This window comes from Halomonas sp. WWR20, assembly GCF_054602495.1.
In genome coordinates this window covers 48,083-67,113 of sequence record NZ_JBTRHR010000003.1, presented here as the reverse complement: position 1 = coordinate 67,113, position 19,031 = coordinate 48,083, and the positions used below count along the sequence as shown (strand labels likewise).

Annotated in this window: 20 protein-coding genes; 14 read left to right on the top strand and 6 right to left on the bottom strand. The window is 61.5% G+C overall.

Going from position 1 to position 19,031, the window contains the following annotated elements; genetic code table 11:
- The first annotated feature begins 97 nt into the window (after positions 1 to 97).
- Entirely contained in the window at positions 98 to 1,237 is a 1,140-nt protein-coding gene (locus ACW4DH_RS06745) for an NAD(P)/FAD-dependent oxidoreductase (protein ID WP_459635607.1), read from the top strand.
- 61 nt (positions 1,238 to 1,298) lie between these two features.
- On the opposite strand, the gene fliE is transcribed toward ACW4DH_RS06745, so the two are convergent.
- Positions 1,299 to 1,628 carry a flagellar hook-basal body complex protein FliE gene (gene fliE / locus ACW4DH_RS06740; RefSeq protein WP_459635606.1) on the bottom strand — a complete coding sequence of 110 codons (330 nt, stop codon included), beginning with the start codon at positions 1,626 to 1,628 and terminating at the stop codon, positions 1,299 to 1,301.
- A 320-nt stretch (positions 1,629 to 1,948) separates the two neighbouring features.
- Between fliE and fliF the strand changes: the two genes are divergently transcribed.
- The 13 genes from fliF to fliR all read left to right on the top strand — a co-directional run bounded on the left by fliF (position 1,949) and on the right by fliR (position 13,006).
- Positions 1,949 to 3,706, top strand: a complete 1,758-nt coding sequence (fliF, locus tag ACW4DH_RS06735; protein ID WP_459635605.1) for a flagellar basal-body MS-ring/collar protein FliF — start codon at positions 1,949 to 1,951, stop codon at positions 3,704 to 3,706.
- Complete coding sequence (gene fliG, locus ACW4DH_RS06730; protein ID WP_459635604.1) at positions 3,699 to 4,694, top strand: flagellar motor switch protein FliG; 996 nt, start codon at positions 3,699 to 3,701, stop codon at positions 4,692 to 4,694. The genes fliF and fliG overlap by 8 nt, the downstream gene beginning before the upstream one ends.
- A complete protein-coding gene (gene fliH, locus ACW4DH_RS06725) occupies positions 4,687 to 5,439 on the top strand; it encodes a flagellar assembly protein FliH (RefSeq protein WP_459635603.1) in 753 nt (250 codons plus the stop codon). The genes fliG and fliH overlap by 8 nt, the downstream gene beginning before the upstream one ends.
- The gene (locus ACW4DH_RS06720) at positions 5,432 to 6,301 is read left to right on the top strand and encodes a hypothetical protein (protein WP_459635602.1); all 870 of its coding nucleotides are present in this window, start codon (positions 5,432 to 5,434) and stop codon (positions 6,299 to 6,301) included. Before fliH ends, ACW4DH_RS06720 begins: the two co-directional genes overlap by 8 nt.
- A 100-nt stretch (positions 6,302 to 6,401) precedes the next feature.
- Entirely contained in the window at positions 6,402 to 6,866 is a 465-nt protein-coding gene (gene fliJ / locus ACW4DH_RS06715) for a flagellar export protein FliJ (RefSeq protein WP_459635601.1), read from the top strand.
- A gap of 14 nt (positions 6,867 to 6,880) precedes the next feature.
- On the top strand, positions 6,881 to 8,314 hold the full coding sequence (locus ACW4DH_RS06710; protein ID WP_459635600.1) for a flagellar hook-length control protein FliK: 1,434 nt from the start codon (positions 6,881 to 6,883) through the stop codon (positions 8,312 to 8,314).
- A gap of 229 nt (positions 8,315 to 8,543) precedes the next feature.
- Complete coding sequence (fliL, locus tag ACW4DH_RS06705) at positions 8,544 to 9,029, top strand: flagellar basal body-associated protein FliL (RefSeq protein WP_459635599.1); 486 nt, start codon at positions 8,544 to 8,546, stop codon at positions 9,027 to 9,029.
- A 6-nt stretch (positions 9,030 to 9,035) separates the two neighbouring features.
- Positions 9,036 to 10,043, top strand: coding sequence for a flagellar motor switch protein FliM (gene fliM / locus ACW4DH_RS06700; RefSeq protein ID WP_459635598.1), 1,008 nt, complete (start codon positions 9,036 to 9,038; stop codon positions 10,041 to 10,043).
- Positions 10,040 to 10,588: a flagellar motor switch protein FliN gene (gene fliN, locus ACW4DH_RS06695; RefSeq protein WP_459635597.1), complete on the top strand. Its 549-nt coding sequence runs from the start codon at positions 10,040 to 10,042 to the stop codon at positions 10,586 to 10,588. Before fliM ends, fliN begins: the two co-directional genes overlap by 4 nt.
- A complete protein-coding gene (fliO, locus tag ACW4DH_RS06690; RefSeq protein WP_459635596.1) occupies positions 10,585 to 11,076 on the top strand; it encodes a flagellar biosynthetic protein FliO in 492 nt (163 codons plus the stop codon). Before fliN ends, fliO begins: the two co-directional genes overlap by 4 nt.
- Positions 11,076 to 11,831, top strand: a complete 756-nt coding sequence (gene fliP, locus ACW4DH_RS06685; RefSeq protein WP_459635955.1) for a flagellar type III secretion system pore protein FliP — start codon at positions 11,076 to 11,078, stop codon at positions 11,829 to 11,831. Before fliO ends, fliP begins: the two co-directional genes overlap by 1 nt.
- Before the next feature lie 107 nt (positions 11,832 to 11,938).
- Positions 11,939 to 12,208, top strand: a complete 270-nt coding sequence (gene fliQ, locus ACW4DH_RS06680) for a flagellar biosynthesis protein FliQ (RefSeq protein WP_459635595.1) — start codon at positions 11,939 to 11,941, stop codon at positions 12,206 to 12,208.
- A gap of 6 nt (positions 12,209 to 12,214) precedes the next feature.
- Positions 12,215 to 13,006, top strand: coding sequence for a flagellar biosynthetic protein FliR (gene fliR / locus ACW4DH_RS06675; protein ID WP_459635594.1), 792 nt, complete (start codon positions 12,215 to 12,217; stop codon positions 13,004 to 13,006).
- A 91-nt stretch (positions 13,007 to 13,097) separates the two neighbouring features.
- Here fliR and flgL read toward each other — a convergent pair whose 3' ends face one another.
- From flgL to ACW4DH_RS06650, 5 genes are all read right to left on the bottom strand, one after another.
- Positions 13,098 to 14,327, bottom strand: a complete 1,230-nt coding sequence (gene flgL, locus ACW4DH_RS06670) for a flagellar hook-associated protein FlgL (RefSeq protein ID WP_459635593.1) — start codon at positions 14,325 to 14,327, stop codon at positions 13,098 to 13,100.
- A 66-nt stretch (positions 14,328 to 14,393) separates the two neighbouring features.
- Positions 14,394 to 16,022: a flagellar hook-associated protein FlgK gene (gene flgK, locus ACW4DH_RS06665; RefSeq protein ID WP_459635592.1), complete on the bottom strand. Its 1,629-nt coding sequence runs from the start codon at positions 16,020 to 16,022 to the stop codon at positions 14,394 to 14,396.
- A 115-nt stretch (positions 16,023 to 16,137) separates the two neighbouring features.
- On the bottom strand, positions 16,138 to 17,193 hold the full coding sequence (gene flgJ / locus ACW4DH_RS06660; RefSeq protein WP_459635591.1) for a flagellar assembly peptidoglycan hydrolase FlgJ: 1,056 nt from the start codon (positions 17,191 to 17,193) through the stop codon (positions 16,138 to 16,140).
- A complete protein-coding gene (locus ACW4DH_RS06655) occupies positions 17,193 to 18,257 on the bottom strand; it encodes a flagellar basal body P-ring protein FlgI (RefSeq protein ID WP_459635954.1) in 1,065 nt (354 codons plus the stop codon). The genes flgJ and ACW4DH_RS06655 overlap by 1 nt, the downstream gene beginning before the upstream one ends.
- 68 nt (positions 18,258 to 18,325) lie before the next feature.
- Positions 18,326 to 18,964 carry a flagellar basal body L-ring protein FlgH gene (locus ACW4DH_RS06650; RefSeq protein ID WP_459635953.1) on the bottom strand — a complete coding sequence of 213 codons (639 nt, stop codon included), beginning with the start codon at positions 18,962 to 18,964 and terminating at the stop codon, positions 18,326 to 18,328.
- Between the last annotated feature and the right edge of the window lie 67 nt (positions 18,965 to 19,031).

Sequence of the window (19,031 nt, the reverse complement as noted above, 5' to 3'; positions counted from 1 at the left end):
ACACCTAAAGAAATATGCTTTTCTTATCTATCGCCTTTTAACGGGCATACTTTAGCCTCAGGCTGTAAATAACCTCTCCATGACGACTCCTGGCGACATGGCCGACATGCAAGAAAACATGCCCTCCACCTTCCACATCGTGCTGGCAGGCGCTGGGCATGCACATCTTCATCTTGTCGCCAACGCAGCGATGCTGAATACCCAGCATGTGCGCCTGACGCTCATTGACCCGGGAGATTTCTGGTATTCAGGTCGGGCCAGTGCCATGCTGGGCGGGAGCTATGACGCCCCACGAGGCCGTATCGACACCGCACGCCTGGCGCAAGCACACAATGTCGCGCACCACAGCACCGCCTTGTCGCAGATACATCCCCATCAGCGCTACGTGACGTTAAGCGATGGCAGCCAGCTCCCCTACCACCGGCTTTCGCTGAATACCGGTAGCCGCATCAGCCTTGCACCGCCTTTTGACTCAGCCGAAAAAACCGCCATACGCCTCTGGCCCGTCAAGCCCATCGACAACCTTCTGACACTGCATCAAGCACTGACACAGCGTCTTGTCCGTGGTGAAGTCCCACGTCTAGCCGTGATCGGCGGCGGTGCAACCGGCATCGAAATCGCCGCCAACCTTGACGCCCTCTGCCGCAGGCTCGGCAAAACCTGCCCGATCATGCTGATAGGACGGCAGCCACGACTCCTGCCACAGGCTCCAGCGGGAGCCTCATGCTGGATACAGCGGCACCTCGCCAAACGTGGCGTGCAGGTACTGCTAGACCGGAAAGTCACGACGCTCGACCGGCATACGATCGGTGGTCGAAACTGGTCATTGCCGGTCGATGATGTCGTGCTGGCCACGGGATTGACGCCCTCCCTTTCGTATGCGCCCTCCTCGCTACCGGTATGTCGTGAAGGGCTCTGCGTGAACGAGACCCTGCAATCGACCGGTGACGCACATGTCTTCGCCGCAGGCGATTGCGCCGCCATCCGCAACCTGCCCCTGCCCAAGCTGGGGGTGCACGGCGTACGCCAGGCTCCTCTCCTGCTGGAAAACCTGTTGGCATCGCTAAGAGGAAACCCCATGCACCGCTACCGACCGGCATCACAGGCGCTGCAGATTCTCGACCTGGGAGACGGCTATGGCCTGGCGCTACGCGGCAAATACTGGTGGCCGGGGCGTCTCAGCCTGATTGCGAAACATCACATCGACGAGCGCTTCCTGCGCCGCTACCGCGCCTGAGCGGCACGGTAGCAGCACCATCGCCCCAGCCCGGCACACCCCATTCCAGCGGATACGCTGCCTACACCTGCATGTTCATGACATCCTTGTAAGCCGTTACCAGGCGGTTACGTACCTGAAGGCCCATCTGGAAGGCGACGCTCGCTTTCTGCATATCGACCATGACGTCGTTCAGCGCCACGTCGGGCTCACCGGCTTCAAATGCCTTGGCCTTGGCGTCGGCGGATTTCTGCAACTGATTGATACGCGAAATGGAAGCCTGCAGCTCGTTGGCGAAACCGCCCTGGCCCACGGCAGTCGCGATGTGCGTGCCCTGCGATGCCTGGCCGGCAGCCTGGGTGGCCAATGCCTGCATCTGCTGTAGGGCTGCAGCTATGGCGGGAGAACTCATGGACTCACTCCTGTCGGACAGACCTGCAATAAAGGCAGGCATGCCGCACCTACCCTAGAGTGCAGCAAGCCTAGCAGGGCCTCGGCCATCATCATGCTTACAAATGGATAACAAAATATCGGCTTTTCGGACCTTTACGCTTTTCACCCCACCACATAATAGCCGCCATCACACATACGCCCCGAGTCTTCGGCCGGGTGGTGGGCCCCCGCCCACACAGCTCGAAGCTTGGCTGATCGGATGCAACGGATTCTGGAGCCGGACATCGCAATGCATTCTGGACCGACACCGCGCCACACTTGGCGCAGGCGGAGAACCGCATGAGTACAGCTGCTTCTGCCAATGACACCTCTCAGGGCCAGGCTACGCAGGCTGCCGCAAGCCCTACCCAGGGAGGCGCCAACCAGTGGCTGACACAGCTGCGCAACAATTCTCGCCTGCCGCTGATAATTGCAGGCGCCGCCGCAGTGGCCATTGTCATTGCCTTGCTGATGTGGGCGCGCAGCCCCGATTACCGCGTGCTCTATTCGACACTGACCGATGCGGACGGCGGCCAGATCATCGCCGAGCTCGACAGCCTCGGCGTGCCCTATCAGTTCAGTGATAGCGGCCAGGCCCTGCTGGTGCCCGCCGACCAGGTACACTCCCTGCGTCTGAAGCTTGCCGAGCAGGGACTTCCCCAAGCCGGCGGCGTCGGCTTCGAACTCATGGACAGCCAAGCGTTCGGCATCAGCCAATTCGCCGAACACATCAACTACCAGCGTGCGCTGGAAGGCGAGCTGGCACGCTCCGTCGAGACCCTGGGACCGGTACAGAAAGCGCGCGTACATCTGGCCATGGCCAAGCCTTCGGTTTTCGTGCGTGAGCGCCAACCCGCCAGCGCTTCGGTCATGCTCGAACTGCAACCCGGTCGCGTCATGGGCGATGGCCAGGTCAACGCCATCGTTCACATGGTGTCGAGCAGCGTGCCTGAGCTTGCCGCCGAGGATGTCACGGTCGTCGACCAGACCGGCCGCCTGCTTTCCCGCCCCAGCGGCGACGGCCTACAGCTCAACGGCACACAGCTGAGCTATATCACCGAAGTCGAGCGCTCCTACCAGCGGCGCATCGAGGCTATTCTGGCCCCGATCATGGGCGCGCAGAACATCAAGGCGCAGGTCGCCGCGCAGATCGATTTTTCGCACCGCGAGCAGACTGCCGAACGCTACAACCCCAACCAGGCGCCCGCCGCGGCAGCCATACGCAGCCAGCAGAACAGCGAGGCATTCCAGAGCCGTGCCGACACCGCCATGGGCGTACCCGGCGCGCTCAGCAATCAAGCCCCAGGGGTTGCACCCTCGCCCATCGACAATGGCGTTGCTCCCGAGGAGGAGGACGGCGACGGAGACGCCGAGGGCGAAGCGGATACCGAAGCCACCACTGCCGATGCCCAGAACCTTGGCCAGTTGCGTCGCGAAAACACCATCAACTATGAAGTCGACCGTACCGTTGAGCATGTGCAGCAGCGCAGCGGCAACATCGAAAGGTTGTCGGTTGCCGTCGTCGTCAACTACCGCACCACGCTGGATGACGAGGGCCAGCCGGTCCGCAAACCGCTTAGCGATGCAGAACTGGCCCAGGTCGAGCAACTGGTGCGTCAGGCCATGGGCTATTCCGAAGCGCGAGGCGATGCCATCGCGGTGGTCAACAGTCAGTTCACCGAACCGCAATCCGACGACGCCAATGTCGATTGGTGGAAAACGCCGCAGGCCATCGAGATGGCAATGACACTGGGCCGTTACCTGCTGGTCGCACTGGTCGCCCTGTTCCTGTGGTTCAAGATCGTACGTCCGCTGGTGCAGCGCCATACCCGCGCCCCGGCGCCGGCGACCCCGGTCTTCACCCCGGCACCGGATATTCGAGAAGTCGCGGATGAAAACGCAGCAGCAACCGACCTGTACGACCGTGGCGAACCGAAGCGCAAGCGTAACAAGTCGGCAAGCTACGAACAGAATCTCAAGGACGCCCGCGAGATGGCTCAGGAAGACCCGCGTCTCGTGGCCATGATCGTCAGAGGCTGGGTAAGCAAACATGACTGATATGAGCGGCGCCCGTCGCGGCGCAATCCTGCTGCTATCGCTGGACGAGGACAGTGCGGCGGAAGTGTTCAAGTTCCTTTCGCCGGCGGAAATCCAGCAGATCAGTATCGAAATGGCCGCGCTCGACCAAGTCTCGCACGAGGAAATGGCCGAGGTGCTTCGTGAGTTTCATGATGAAGCCGAGCAATTCACCGCCATCAACCTGCACTCCAGCGACCATATCCGCTCGGTGCTGACCAAGGCGCTGGGCAGCGAACGCGCCTCCAGCCTGATCGAGGATATCCTCGAAAGCTCCGGCGCCTCGTCGGGCATCGATGCACTCAACCTGATGGAAGCGTCGATGGCGGCGGACCTGATCCGCGACGAGCATCCGCAGATCATCGCCACGATTCTCATTCACCTTGATCGTCATCAAGCAGCGGGACTCCTCGAACAGTTCGACGACAAGCTGCGCAATGACGTGGTGCTGCGTATCGCCACCTTCAGCGGCGTGCAACCTGCAGCCCTTCAAGAACTCACCGAGGTATTGGGTGGCATGCTCGACGGTCAGAACCTCAAGCGCAGCAAGATGGGCGGTGTACGTACCGCGGCCGAGATTCTCAACCTGATGAATTCTTCCCAGGAAGAGCAGGTCATCGAAACGGTACGCGCCCACAACGAAGATCTGGCGCAGCGCATCATCGACGAGATGTTCCTGTTCGAGAACCTGCTCGATATCGACGATCGCGGCATTCAGATGGTACTCAAGGAAATCGACACCAACTCGCTGGTGGTGGCGCTCAAGGGTGCCCAGGATGCTCTGGTCGAGAAGTTCATGCGCAACATGTCGCAGCGTGCCGCGGCTCTACTGCAGGAAGACCTCGAAGCCCGCGGGCCGATCCGTGTCTCCCAGGTCGAGGCCGAACAGAAAACCATCCTCCAGGTGGTGCGTCGCCTGGCGGACAGCGGCGAGATAGTCCTGGGCGGTGGAGACGACACCTATGTCTGAGCGTCGTAGCGAACGTCCGGTCACGCCTTTTTCCACGTCAAACTGGCAGCGTTGGGAAATGGACACGCTGGGCACCCCCTCTGAGAACAAGCGCGACATGCAGGAGGCCATCGACGCTCGCCGGCGCCTGGCCGCCAAGCGTAGCGCGGAACTCGAAGCCCAGCAGCGCCAGGCTTTCGATACCGGTCGGCAGGAAGGCTACGACGCCGGACACGCCGAGGGACATACGGCCGGCTACGAAAAGGGACTGGCGGAAGGCCGTGCCGCCGGCGAAGCGGAAACCACCCGACAGATGGCCCAGGCGCTCGCCCCTCTCGCCGAGCTCGCCGGCCATTTTCGTGAGGCACTGGCCCAGCTCGACGATCAACTGGCCGACCACTTGACCGAGCTGGCCCTGACGGTAGGCCGCCAACTGGCGCTCGAAACGCTCGAAGCCCATCCGGAGCATGTCGTGAATCTGGTGCGCGAACTGCTGCATGCCGAACCCGCCTTGAGCGGCAAACCACGCCTGTGGCTGCACCCCGCCGACCTGACACTGGTCAAGGCCCATCTGGGCGCCGAGCTCGATGCCCAGGGTTGGCAGGCCCTGCCCGATGAATCACTGACGCGCGGCGGCTGCCGTGCCAGCAGCGCTTCCGGTGGCTTCGATGCCAGTATCGAGGCCCGCTGGGCCGCGATTATCGACCAGCGTCGCCAACGGACACCGGCTCCCGACAGTGTGGCCCGGGACGACAGCCATGAGTGAAACGCCCGTCTCGCCGGAGAATGCCGCACTGGAACACTCCCGGCACTGGAAACACGTGCTGGGCAAGGTCAACCAGCGTATCGATGCGCTGCCCCCCTATCAGTCCCACGGGCGAATCACCCGCGCCACCGGTATGGTCCTCGAAGCCGTCGGCTTGCGCCTGCCGCTGGGCAGCGCCTGCCAGATCGAGCTTTTTGCCCACGACAAGGCCGCCGGTGAGCCGGGTCGCGCCAAAGCGCAGCGATATGCCGAAGCCGAGGTGGTGGGATTTGCGGGAGAAAAGCTGTTTCTGATGCCGCTGGGCGAAATCAGCGGCCTGCTGCCGGGCGCCCGGGTCTTTGCGCTGGGCACCAGCCGTCTTGATGGAGCCAGCGCACGACGCTTTCCCATTGGCGCGACGCTGCTGGGTCGCGTCGTGGATGGCAACGGCACCCAAGGCGGCGGCTCGATTACCGCCTTCTACACCGTGCTCACCGAAGGCGACGATCAGCAGGATCCGATCGCCGACTCGGCACGCGCGATTCTCGATGGCCATATCGTACTGTCGCGCCAGCTCGCTGAAAGCGGACATTATCCGGCAATCGATATCGAGGCTTCGATCAGTCGAGCCATGACCGCCATCGTCGATACTACGCATCAGATGCGTGCCCAGCGCTTCAAACAAATGATTTCCCGTTATCAGCGCAACCGCGATCTGATCAGTGTGGGGGCCTATGCGCCCGGCCACGATCCCCAGCTCGATCGCGCCGTGGCCCTGTATCCGCGACTCGAGGGCTTTTTGCAACAGCGTATCGACGAACGTGCCGACGTAGCCGCAACCCAGTCCGCACTGGGAACGCTACTGCCCGAGGTCAAGACGTGAAACGGTCAGGCAAAATCATCCTGTTCCGTCCCGGTAGCGGCGAGCCGATGCTTGTCTCCCGCGCCCCAGGCGTTCCATCCCGTAACGACAAGGAGATCTCATGGCACACACCGCCCCGCTGGATACGTTGAGAGATCTGACCCGCGAGGCCCGCGACCAGGCCACGCAGGAGCTGGGACGCCTGCGCCGCGCGCATCAGGAAGCCCAGGCACGCCTGGAGCAGTTGCAGCAATACCGTCATGAATATCGGCAAAAACTGCAGCACAGCATGCAAGGCGGTATCGATCCCGCCAGCTGGCATAATTACCAGCAATTTCTGGTCTCGCTAGACCAGGCCATAGACCGGCAGCGCCAGCAACTTGGCGATCAGGCGCGCCGCGTCGATCATGGCTTGGGGAACTGGCAGGGTCAGCAACGCAAGCTCAACGCTTATGACATCCTTGCCGAGCGGCGCGAGCAGGCGTCCCAACGTCATGCCACGCGGCTCGAGCAACGCCAGTTCGACGAAATCGCCGCCCGATCGGCCCGGCGACAGAACGAAACCAACAACGACTCATCGCATTAACGAGGCCATTACGTATGGATATCGCGTTGCTCACGCCTGCCAAAGGCAGCGACTCACGCCCGGGGTCCCGTAATGGCGCCTCAGGGCAGGCCGATTCCTCTTCCCCGTTCGCAGCCGAATACGACAAGGCACGCACCAGCGCAGCTAATGCAACAGCGCCACATGCCCAAGCGTCATCCGGCGGCAAGCACCAGGGCGAGGCTACACAAGGCGAGCCCGCGTCAAGCCCTTTGCCCGGCGCCTCGGAATCGGCGAAGCTGGATCAGAGCGCAATGCCGGCCACTGCAGCGGACGCTTCGGACACCGCCTCGACACTGAGTGAGGCGATTCTTGCAACCGACGACCGCCACAAGGCTGCCAGCGACCCGGAAGCCCACCCCGACGCAACACCAGAGCTGGCACTTTCGCCACTGGCACGCAATATCGCACTGGCGAATGGCGACGGCCTGCCTGGCAGCCAAGCCCCCCTCAGTGCCGACGCCAAGAGCGCCTGGCAAAAGCTCCAGCGCGAAGCGGAGTCCCGCCAGGATGATGCAGATGGACAGCTGATCTCCATGACACTGCCTCAGGCCCTGGCAGAAGTGCGCGAGCGGATGGCGGCTATTCAACAGGCAGGACAGTCCCTGGAGTCGGCGACCAACGCCGCCCTGCCTGCCGCCCATCACCCGGGCATGCCGGCACTCCAGACACTGACCACCGGCCAGGCAGCCATGCCGACAACGCAAGCGACGCTCTCGGGCCCCGATGCCAACCCGACGTTTGATCTGGCTGCGGCCAAGTTACAAGCGGCCGCCCCCCAGGCCGGCGATGCCACGGCACTGGACGCCAGCTTGACGAAGGCCGGCCAGACGCTGCTGTCGGGTGCCGAGATGGAGGGTACCGAACAGAGTGGCCCATCGCCCCACTCAATCCTGACGACGGCTTCGGCACCAGGCGCTCAGGCTACGGCAAGCCCCGCAAACGGTACGCCATCCGCCTCCTCGCCCCCGATCACGGCCGCCCTGAACACCCCCCTGGCTTCGCCCGAGTGGGGCGCCTCGCTCTCCCAGCAACTGGTACGTATCCAGCAGCGCGGCGATCAACGCGTCGAACTGCACCTCAACCCCGCCGAGCTGGGCCCGCTCAGCGTCAGCCTGAAGATGGGCGAGCAGCAGGCTCAGCTGCACTTTTCCTCGGCCCACGCCTCAGTGCGTGCCGCGGTGGAAGGCGCGATTCCGCAGCTGCGCGAAGCGCTGGCCGATAGCGGCATCTCTCTCGGAGAGGCCATGGTCAGCGACCAAGGCCAGTTCGCCCAGAATCCGTTCTCTCAGGACCAATCCGGCCAGCAACGCGGAACGGGACAGTCCCCCATGGCCGACGCCGGCCTGCCGGGCGACGGCGATACCGTCGCGCAGGGCATGGCGGCGAGAGATATCAGCGCCTTGGGCGCCATCAACCTTTATGCCTAAGCCTTTCTGCCGATAACAAGACAGAGGGGATCATTGGCAACGCAGCGTCCGCGCACACGGCAGTCGCCGTGTGCGCTTTCGGGTGCTCGGGAAAACCCGGCCCCGGCTTCTCATCAACCCCTAAAGCGTGAAGTTGGCATGATTGAAACAGCTTTTTCGAGCAATCGATCTCGCGGGCAATCGCCATACTCACTTCCAGTATTTCGACAGACAGCTTACGGCGGAAGCAATGGCCAAATCACAAACCGCGGCGGATAAACGTCGTAAACCCTGGTGGCTCATCGGCCTGTTGATCGTCCTTCTATCGGTCGGTTCCTCGCTCGGCGTGTACTTCTTCATGAGTTCGCAGAGCATGGCCGACAGCGAAGTGCAAGAACCCGAAGCGCCGGTGCAACCGCCCGTGCCGGTATTCGTGACCGTCAATCCGTTTACGGTCAATCTGCAAAGCGATTACGATCACCGGCTGCTCTACGTAGGGCTGTCGCTGCGCGTTGGCGATGAATCGACACGTGAGTTCCTGATGGAGCATATGCCGGAAGTCCGCAGCCGCTTGCTACTGCTGCTTTCCAACCAGCAGGCCGAAGAACTGGTCACCGCCGAGGGCAAGCAGCAATTGACCCGGCAGATTCTGGCCATCTTCGATACGCCGATGTCCGAACCCCAGCCTCCCCTGGCGGTTAACGACGTCCTGTTTTCCGATTTCATCGTGCAATAGGTCACCATGTCTCAAGATGATCTGCTCTCGCAGGAAGAGATCGATGCCCTGTTGAAAGGGGTCAGCGGCGACGACGACAGCGCCAGCGAGGATTCCTCGCGCAGCTCACGTATTCGCCCTTACGATCCTGCGACTCAACACCGGGTGATCCGCGAGCGCCTCAATGCCCTGGATATCATCAACGAGCGTTTCGCTCGTCAGTTCCGCATGGCGCTGTTCAATCTTCTCCGGCGCAGTGCGGACATCACCGTGGGCAGTGTACGCTTTCAGAGTTACAGCGAGTTTTCGCGCAACCTGCCCGTGCCCACCAACCTCAACCTGATCGGCATGAAGCCTTTGCGCGGTACCACACTGATGGTGTTCCCGCCCAGCCTGGTGTTCATGATCGTCGACAACCTGTTCGGTGGCGACGGGCGCTTTTTGACCAAATCGGAAGGACGCGAATTCACACGCACCGAGCAGCGCATCATCCAGCGCATCCTCGACCTGGCGCTTAATGCCTACGGCGACGCCTGGAAAGCCATCTATCCGCTGGATATCGAGTACCTGCGTTCGGAAATGCAGATCAAGTTTGCCCACATCACCAACTCTCCCAACGAGATCGTGGTCAACAGCACCTTCCATGTCGAGGTCGGCAATCTTTCCAGCGACTTCAATATCTGCATGCCCTACTCGATGATCGAGCCGATACGCGACTTGCTCGCCAGCCCGACTCATGACAGCCATCCCGACGAGGACCGGCAGTGGGAAGCGCGCATGGCCGGTGAGATCAAGCACTCCGAAGTCGAACTGATCGCCGATTTCATGCACATCCCGTCGAGTATCGCTCGTGTCATGTCACTCAGCGTCGGCGACATCCTGCCCATCGAACTGCCGGAGACGATCACCACACGGGTCGATGGCGTTCCGGTGATGACGTGCGACTACGGTAGCCAGAAGGGCCAGCGTGCCCTGCGGGTCAAACAACTCATCGAACACGGTTCGTTTCCTGTAGCGAAGGATCCTCTCAAATGACAGACCCCAACAAACCCGATCAGAAAAATGCCGAGGACGATTGGGCTAACGCCATGGCCGAGCAGGAAGGCGCCGAGACGCCAGCCGCCGATGAGGCCGATCCCTGGGCGGAGGCCATGGCCGAGCAGGCCAGTGCAGAAGCTGGCGGTGGCGCTGACGACCCTTGGGCGGACGCCTTTGCCGAGCAGGAGGCAGGCGAGCCCGCACCGGCACCAAGCAAGGCCGAAGCCGCGGGAGACCGTGTCTTCAAACCCCTGGAAAGAGGCGTCAGCGAACATCAAGTGCGCGATCTCGAAATGATCATGGATATCCCGGTCAAGCTGACCGTCGAGCTTGGCCGCACACGGATCACCATCAAGGAACTGCTGGAGCTGGCCCAGGGCTCGGTCATCGAACTCGAAGGACTGGCCGGCGAGCCGATGGATATTCTGATCAACGGCTACTTGATCGCCCAAGGTGAAGTCGTGGTCGTCGACGACAAGTATGGTATCCGTATCACGGAAATCATCACGCCGTCAGAACGCGTGCAGAAACTCAACCGATGAGCTTCGCCAACTCCGCCAGCCAGGCCGGTGATACGCTGAACAGCGCCGCACTGAACGCGTCGCAAGGCGACTCCCTGTTGGGGCTGGCCGTATTCGGCAAGACCGCCCTGTCGCTGCTGCTGATCATCGGCGTGATCCTGTTGTGCGCCTGGTTGCTCAAGCGCATCGGTCCGGGACGCATGCACGGCAATCGTCATCTGCGCGTCGTGGCAAGCACCGCGGTCGGCCAGCGCGAGCGTGTGGTCATCGTCGAGGTGGAAGGCAGCTGGCTCGTGCTGGGTGTCGGCGGCGGTCAGGTCAATACGCTGCATCGTCTCGAGACTCCCCCGTCTGCCGAACGCGAAGCGACATCGCCTTCCGCAGCCAATTCGAGCTTCGCGCAGCGCTTCGCCCAGGCACTCAAGAGCAATGCCGGCCTGACGCTGGCGAGCGGCCGAAAAAAACCGTCAAGCGATGAGCATCCGCCCTCAGCGGAGGGACGCGAGTGATGCCTCGATTGTGGCTACCCATCAGCACGCTGTGCCTGCTCATTCTGGGCGCGCTACTGCCGACCTCGGCCGGCGCGCAGGAAATCACCGGCGTGATCAGCCAGCCTACCGCTGGCGGCGGCCAACAATGGTCGCTGAGCCTGCAGACGCTGCTTCTGCTCAGTTCGCTGGCCTTCTTGCCGGCCGTGTTGCTGATGATGACCAGCTTTACCCGCATCATCATCGTGCTGGGCCTGCTGCGCACCGCCATGGGCACCCAGTCTGCGCCACCCAATCAGGTACTGCTCGGCCTTGCGCTGTTTCTGACCTTCTTCGTCATGTCACCGGTACTCAACCAAGTCTATGAGCAGGCCTGGCAGCCTTTCAGCACCGACCAGATCAGCCTCGACCAGGCGTTTGAAATCGGTCAGCAGCCTTTTCGCGAATTCATGTTCGCCCAGACCCGCGAGACGGATCTAGCCCTGTTTGCCCGGCTCGCCAACGTGGGCGAAATGCAAGGTCCCGAAGATGTACCGATGCGAGTGCTGTTGCCCTCCTTCGTCACCAGCGAACTGAAAACGGCATTCCAGATCGGCTTCACCATTTTCATTCCGTTTCTGATCATCGACCTCGTTGTAGCCAGCGTACTCATGGCGCTGGGGATGATGATGGTTCCTCCTTCGACGATTTCGCTGCCCTTCAAGCTCATGCTCTTCGTGCTGGTGGATGGCTGGCAGCTGCTGATCGGCTCGCTGGCGGAAAGCTTCTATATGTAGCGTGGGCAATCGCCGCCCCGCACCCGTTCAAACAACGCTTCGATACCACCCTCGAGATTCTTCGCCGACACCTGCGACAACATGGCCTTCGAGGCCGGAGATTGACGATGACGCCCGAAACCGTGATGAGCATGGCCTACCAAGGCATGAAGGTCACCCTCCTGCTGGCGGGGCCGCTACTGTTGACGGCTCTGCTGATCGGCTTGCTGGTCAGCCTGTTCCAGGCGGCCACTCAGATCAACGAAATGACGCTGTCCTTCATTCCCAAGATTCTGGGTGTGTTCGCCGGGCTGATCCTGGCCGGCCCCTGGATGATACAGCTCATCGTCGACTTCACTCGCGAGCTATTTCACAACATTCCCTACCTGGTCAACTGACGCATCGTGATCGATATCACTTTTGATCAATTGCAGGGATGGTTACTGCTATTTTTGTGGCCCTTCGTCCGGATCATGGCGTTTATTGCCGCCTCGCCGCTATGGGGAGGCAATAGCGTTCCACGCCAGGTTCAAATCGGCCTGGCCGCCGTACTGGCGCTGGTTATCGCCCCGAGCCTGCCGGCCTTGCCCGAGGTTCCGCTGTTTTCGATCGAGAGTTTCGGCATCCTGGTTCAACAATTATTGATCGGCACCGCCATGGGCCTCGTACTGCGCATAATGATTGCCACGGTACAGGCGGCCGGCGAGTACATCGGCTTACAGATGGGCCTGGCCTTTGCCACGTTTTTCGCCCCGGATGTCGGCAATACCATGGTGCTGTCGCGCCTGTTGCAGATGCTGACATTGTTGATGTATCTGGCCTTCAATGGCCACCTGATGGCTATCGAGATTCTGGCGGCAACCTTCGAGACACTGCCGATCGGCAATACGCCACTGGACGCCTCATTCGCTGAAACCCTGGCCCGCTGGGGCGGTACGATATTTTCTTCCGGCCTGCTACTGGCTATCCCGCTGGTCGCTTCGCTGCTGACCATCAACCTCTCGCTGGGCATACTCAACCGCGCCTCGCCGCAGCTGTCGATCTTCTCGGTAGGCTTCCCCATGACGCTGCTGGTGGGGTTGATCCTGCTGATGGTGCTGATGCCCAATCTGGCGCGTTTTCTGGAAGGCCTGTTCGGCGACACGCTGGTTTTCATGCAGGCTCTGGTCGAGCAGATGAACCCCGCCATTGACTGATCCACGTTGAATCGCGCCCGACGCCATGCCCCAACGCAATTGCCCGCCGAATGGCGGGCAATCTGTCTATGGACGAGGGGTGGGAATCGCCTTACTTGAGGAAGTTGAGCAGCGACATCCCCTGGACATCGACAAAGGCCTTCTGCGAGGCCTGCAACCCTACCTGACGCAGCGCATAGTCGGAAAGCGCCTTGTTATAGTCGAGATCGACCAGATCCGACAACGTCTGCTCATAGCTCACGTTGCGGTTGCTGCCGACGGTATCCAGCACATCCAGCTCATTGAGGCGCGCACCGGCCGAGGCCCGCACCGTCAGTACATTATCCAGGGATCCATCCAACTGACGGCTAACGGTGGAGAGGGTGTTCTCCAGAGCCGCCTGCTTCGCATCGGTATCCACCGGGTTCTTGAGTACGTCAAGAGCGCTTTTCAGGGTATCGAAGATGCTGGTGAACTGCTCTTCGGCGGGGCCAACGGAGATACTATCGCCATCCGCCGGCTGGCCTTCCAGCGTCAGGGATAAACCGTTGACATCGATGGTCTTACCATCACTGTAAGCCGTTTGAGTAGCGCCACCATCAGTGGAATACGTCGTGGTGCTGTTACCCTCTGCATCCACGCTGACGGAAAATGAAACCACAAACGCGTCGGCCTTGCTGGCAGCACTAGAGTCGGTAACCGTCGGCCCGGTAAAGGTCAGATTACCCTCGCTATCCTCTTTAGGCACTGCCGTTGCGGTATATCCCGCGCCATTCTGGAGACTATTAAAGATACTCTCACCGGTGTCATTCACCGCCATCTGGCGCGAGGCATCGACCTGCTGAGTTCTGACTCCACGATCCCCGACATACTCGACGTCGCTCTCTGCACCATCCTTGCGGACGAAAGGCGGTGCGCTGTCGCGATAGCCTCCGAACAGGTAGCTGCCATTGCCGTTGGTGGCGTTAGCCTGTCCGATCAGGGTTTCGTAGATACCGTTGAGTTCGGAAGCGATGGCTTCGCGATCGGCGTTGCTCAAGGTGCCGTTGCCGGCCTGGACGATCAGGGTCTTGGCGCTGGCAATGGCATCGCTGACGCTGCCCAGCACGCTTTCTTCCTGGCTCAAGGCGTTGCGCGCCGATATCCGGCTATCCTTCTGCTGCTCGTTCACGGCCGAGGATTGGGACACGCCGACGGCGCGCGAGGCCGCTTGCGGGTCATCGGAGGGACTGACCACACGGCGTCCGGTGGCGATCTGCTGCCCCACCTGCATGAAGTTGCTCTGCTGGCGGTTCATCGACGACACGCTTTGTTCGAACATGGTCACGGTACTGATACGCATGACGCTCTCCTCAATAAGGGCCGCTGCTTCTATGCGGCGCACCCTGGCATCAATTCATCACACGCGTCAGGCGCGTAGACCCAGAATACTGTCGAGGATGGTCGCCCCGACTTCGATCGTCTTGGCATTAGCCTGGTAGAACTGCTGATACTTGACCAGATTGGCAAACTCCTCATCCAGATTGACGCCGGACTCGGCCTGCTGGAAGGCGCGCAGCTGTTCCGTCAGCCCTTCTTGGGCGCTGAGGTTGACCTGAACGATATTGGTACGGTTACCCACTTCGCTGACCAGCGAGGCATAGGCGTCGCTGAAGCTGGCGTTCTGGCCGACCGTCGTCTTGTTCTGCTGCAGATTCAGCAGCTCCATAGCGTTGCGGTTGTCGCCGGTGGCATCTGACTGTGCAGCGGCGATCTTGGAAGTATCGCGTATCTGCACTTCGAATTGGCCGGCGGCCTGGCGGGTGGGCTGAACCAGGAACGTGTCGTTTGCCTGGGCAGCCCCTTCAGAAAGCTCCAGGGTGACACCGTCAAAGCTGAACTTGTTGTCCTCGAGCGCGAACGAGCCTAAATCGGTGTTATCGGAAAGGCGGGTAATCTGATATTCATCGTCGCTCGTCACCGTGACCCGGTAGTCACTGGCGGTGACAGCATTAATATCACTGAATTCACCGCTCAGCACCGCATCGCCATTGTTATTGGTATTGGAAATGACATTTGGCTCACCGATGGAAAAGAATTCCCCGCCGGGCTCCCCCTTGAGGTCCACACCCAAGCCGTGCTGGGCATTGAAGCTGCCGCCGACACTTACCGCCAGCTGTCCCAGGCGATTCTGCACGCCATCCAGCGTTTCACTACGAAACGTCAATAGTCCCCCCAATTCGCCCTTGGTGATCAGCGACTCGTCGAGCTCCTGCAGGCTGCCCCCCGCATCCCGATAGCCCACCGTGGTACGGGTCGGGTCTTCGGACGAGGCCGTGGCTTCCAGGGCAAAGCTTTTCTGGCCGGCGACCAGAGGCTGGCCGTTGCCGATCGACAGGGTATAACTGCCGCCGTCCTGCACGGTCAGGCTCACGCCCACCAGCTCGTTGAGGTCGGAGACCAGTTGATCGCGCTGGTCGAGCAGGCTGTTAGGCTCTTCACCGGTCTTGGCTCGCGCCAGGCTGATCTCGCGGTTGAGATTGGCGACCTGCTCGGCGGTGTTGTTGACCTGAGTGACGGTATCCTTGATCTGGCTATTGATGCCCGATTGCATGTCTTCGAGGTAGCTGTCGAAGGCGCGGAACTGGGCCGTCATGCTGTCGGCGGTGCCCAGCACCCCCTGGCGCGCGGCGGGATCGGACGGCGCACCGGTCAGGTCTTCCAACCCGGCGAAGAAATCCTGCATCAGCGGTGCCAGGCCCGCTTCACTATCCGCCAGCAGGTTGTCGATCTGGCTCACCTGGGCCTGATAGGTAGACAACGCGCTGGTGGCGCTGTTGGCCTGGTTGTATTGGGTAGTGAGATACTGGTTGTACTGGCGCTGGGTGTCGTCCACCGACACCCCCATGCCCACCGAACCGCTGGTGCCGCTCTCGCCCAGAATCGTCAACTGGCGGTTATAGCCCGGCGTATAGACGTTACTGATATTGTTGCTGGTGGTCGCCAGGGCGGACTGGGCCGCGCTAAGGCCACTCAAGCCGATGGAAAAAATACTCATCTCGGGATTCCTGGGCAGAGGCGCTAATGGCTGTCACGCCAGCGCGTATCATTCTGTTCTGATAGTCGTTATCGGCCAAAATAGCGCCGGCTTGACCCTTCAAGCTTGAGTGGAATTAAAAAATTTGTGTCGGCGCCCGCTCGAGACTGAAAGGCGACTCGCTGGCCGCTGACGTATTGCGGGCAACCGCACGCGCCGGCTCCGCCGTATCGCCAACCTGCGCCATGATGGAAATCAGCTTGTCGGCGTATTTCGGGTCGGTGGCGTAGCCTCCCGATTGCAACGCACGCGCCGCGTCCTGAGGCGTGGCTGCCGTCACCACCTCGGCATAACGCGGATTGTTGCCGATCAGGCGAGCATAGTCGGTGAAGGCCTCCTCGAAGGAGGCGTAGACGCGGAAGCCGTCGACTATCTTGCGAGGCCGGCCATCGATGTATTCGGTGGTGGTAATCTGCGTGACGTCCCCTTCCCAGCGACTGCCCGCCTTGATGCCAAAGAGATTGTGGCTGTTACCGCCATCCGCGGTGGGAATTTCGCGACTGCCCCAGCCGGTTTCCAGCGCGGCCTGGGCCAGAATCAGCTCGGCGGGCACGCCCGTGGCGCGGGACGCCGCCTGCGCCGGTGCCTGCAACTGGCTCAGGAAGGCCTCGACATGCGCCGCCCGCTTGGCCGTGGTCTTCTCGGTCTCGGTCTCGAGCTCTGACAACTCGCCCTCGCTTATGGGCGCCTCGGCACGCGCCTCGAGAGCGGCGATTTCCTTGCTCAGTTCGGGCAGCTCGGCATCGCTGACCAGGGCATCATGCAACACGCGTGGCGTGCCCCGAGGGATACCGGCAATCAGGTTGTCGTTCGCGCTTAGCCCCGGCACCAAGCCACTGCTCTCGAGCTGACTGACGATCTGCTCGGCGATACCGATACCCTGCCCGGCAAGATGCTGAGACCACTGTTGATCCAGCATCGACGTGTAGAAACGCGTCTGCTCGCTATTCAACAATCCCGACTGCGGCGTGGCATCGCGCATGCTCTTGAGCATCATTTGCAGGAAGACTGCCTCGAACTGCCGCGCGGCTTCCTTGACGCCCTGTTCCGGCGCGGTCTTTGCCGTATGCTTCAGGCGCTGCATGCCCTGCATATCGAGTGCAAACTGGTTGCTCAGCTCTCCCATGCTCATCAGATGATCTCCAGTTCGGCGCGTAGCGACCCGGCCGCCTTGAGCGCCTGCAGGATCGACATCAGATCTTGGGGATCCGCCCCCAGCGCGTTGAGTGCATTGACCACATCGACCAGATCGGCGCTGGACTGCACGACCTGCAAGGCACCGCTTTCCTGCTGAACGGTAATATCGGCATTGGGTACCACCACCGTCTGGCCACCCGACAACGGGTTGGGCTGGCTGACCTGCGGATTGGAATCGATGACGATCGACAGGTTGCCGTGCGCCACGGCGGCACGCTGCAGCGTTACGGCGCTGGAAAGCACCACGGAACCGGTGCGCGAGTTGATGATGACCTTGGCCGGGCCAGTGCCGGGCGTGACCTGCAGCGACTCCACACGGGCCAGGAAGTTGACCCGCGAATTGCTGTCGGCAGGCGTTTTCATGCGCACGACGCGTCCATCGAGCGCCGCCGCAACCGCTGGGCCGAACTCGGCGTTGATGGCATCGACGACCTGCTGCGCGGTTCCGAAATCCGCATCGTTGAGATACAGATCCAGCGTGCCGTCGCCACGCCCGAGACTCAACGGCACCTCGCGTTCGACAATCGCACCGCCGACGATACGCCCGACCGCCTGATGATTGACCTGGACACTGCTGCCGCCCGCCTCGGCCCCCATGCCGCTGACCAGCAAGTTGCCCTGCGCCAACGCATAGATTTCGCCATCCGCCCCCTTGAGCGGCGACATCAGCAACGTGCCGCCACGCAGGCTCTTGGCGTTACCCATGGAGGACACCACGATGTCGATCTCCTGCCCCTGACGCGCAAACGGCGGCAACTGAGCGGTGACCATGACCGCCGCAATGTTGCGCAGCTGCATATTGGTGCCCGCCGGCACCGTCACGCCCAACTGCGATAACATGTTGGTCAGGGCCTGTCCGGTGAACGGGGCCTGCATGGTCTGATCGCCGGTACCATCCAGGCCGACCACCAGGCCATAACCGACCAGCGGGTTATCGCGCACCCCGGCGAACGACGCCAGATCGCGGATACGCTCGGCATGCGCCGGTGTCGCCGCCATGATCAGCAACAGCGCCGCGACAATGAGCGAAAGAGGACGAGCGAGACGGAAAACGTTGAGCATGTTCATCAGAAAGGCGACACGTTAAGGAAGAAGCGTTGCAACCAGCCCATATGCTGGGCCTCGTTGATGTATCCGTCACCGATATACTCGATACGCGCCTCGGCCACCTGGGTGGACGCCACGGTGTTCTGAGCGGTGATGGTGCGCGGATTGACGACCCCCGAGAAACGGATGTACTCCGTCCCCTGGTTGATGGCGATCTGCTTCTCGCCGCGCACCACCAGGTTACCGTTGGGCACGACATCGAGAACCGTCACCGTAATGGTCCCCGTGAAGGTGTTATTGGCATTGGAGCCGCCCGAGCCGCTGAAAACGTTCTCGCCCTCGAGATCGGTGCCGTACTCCGAGAGGAAATCGAGCACATCCGGCACCTGGCCGAGATCGAGGCCGATGCTGCCATTGCGGGTGGCATTGGACGCGGAATTCTTGCTGGCGCTGACCTGTTCGTCGAGGACGATGGTCAGGATATCGCCGACCGAACGTGGCCGGCGGTCCTCGAACAGCGGTTGATTGCCATAACGGGCCTGAAAGATCGAACCGTTGGCCTGCGGCAACGGGCGCTCCGGCACCACGATGGGCGCGGGTTCCGTCACCACGGACTGGCGCGGAATCTGGGCACAACCGCTCACGACCAGACAGGTCATGGCCACGATCAGCCCTACGCGCAGTCCCCGTGCGAAGAGGCGGTGTGCCTGCATGTCATGTTCCTGT

Bases quoted from the DNA above. Each gene is read 5' to 3' on its own strand.
- fliG (WP_459635604.1), top strand. From the start codon at position 3,699: ATGACTGATATGAGCGGCGCCCGTCGCGGCGCAATCCTGCTGCTATCG.
- ACW4DH_RS06655 (WP_459635954.1), bottom strand. From the start codon at position 18,257: ATGGCGGCGACACCGGCGCATGCCGAGCGTATCCGCGATCTGGCGTCG.
- flgJ (WP_459635591.1), bottom strand. From the start codon at position 17,193: ATGAGCATGGGAGAGCTGAGCAACCAGTTTGCACTCGATATGCAGGGC.
- fliN (WP_459635597.1), top strand. From the start codon at position 10,040: ATGACAGACCCCAACAAACCCGATCAGAAAAATGCCGAGGACGATTGG.
- fliF (WP_459635605.1), top strand. From the start codon at position 1,949: ATGAGTACAGCTGCTTCTGCCAATGACACCTCTCAGGGCCAGGCTACG.
- fliP (WP_459635955.1), top strand. From the start codon at position 11,076: ATGCCTCGATTGTGGCTACCCATCAGCACGCTGTGCCTGCTCATTCTG.
- fliM (WP_459635598.1), top strand. From the start codon at position 9,036: ATGTCTCAAGATGATCTGCTCTCGCAGGAAGAGATCGATGCCCTGTTG.
- flgL (WP_459635593.1), bottom strand. From the start codon at position 14,327: ATGCGTATCAGTACCGTGACCATGTTCGAACAAAGCGTGTCGTCGATG.
- fliQ (WP_459635595.1), top strand. From the start codon at position 11,939: ATGACGCCCGAAACCGTGATGAGCATGGCCTACCAAGGCATGAAGGTC.
- fliH (WP_459635603.1), top strand. From the start codon at position 4,687: ATGTCTGAGCGTCGTAGCGAACGTCCGGTCACGCCTTTTTCCACGTCA.
- ACW4DH_RS06650 (WP_459635953.1), bottom strand. From the start codon at position 18,964: ATGACCTGTCTGGTCGTGAGCGGTTGTGCCCAGATTCCGCGCCAGTCC.
- ACW4DH_RS06720 (WP_459635602.1), top strand. From the start codon at position 5,432: ATGAGTGAAACGCCCGTCTCGCCGGAGAATGCCGCACTGGAACACTCC.
- fliL (WP_459635599.1), top strand. From the start codon at position 8,544: ATGGCCAAATCACAAACCGCGGCGGATAAACGTCGTAAACCCTGGTGG.
- fliE (WP_459635606.1), bottom strand. From the start codon at position 1,628: ATGAGTTCTCCCGCCATAGCTGCAGCCCTACAGCAGATGCAGGCATTG.
- ACW4DH_RS06745 (WP_459635607.1), top strand. From the start codon at position 98: ATGGCCGACATGCAAGAAAACATGCCCTCCACCTTCCACATCGTGCTG.
- ACW4DH_RS06710 (WP_459635600.1), top strand. From the start codon at position 6,881: ATGGATATCGCGTTGCTCACGCCTGCCAAAGGCAGCGACTCACGCCCG.
- flgK (WP_459635592.1), bottom strand. From the start codon at position 16,022: ATGAGTATTTTTTCCATCGGCTTGAGTGGCCTTAGCGCGGCCCAGTCC.
- fliJ (WP_459635601.1), top strand. From the start codon at position 6,402: ATGGCACACACCGCCCCGCTGGATACGTTGAGAGATCTGACCCGCGAG.
- fliO (WP_459635596.1), top strand. From the start codon at position 10,585: ATGAGCTTCGCCAACTCCGCCAGCCAGGCCGGTGATACGCTGAACAGC.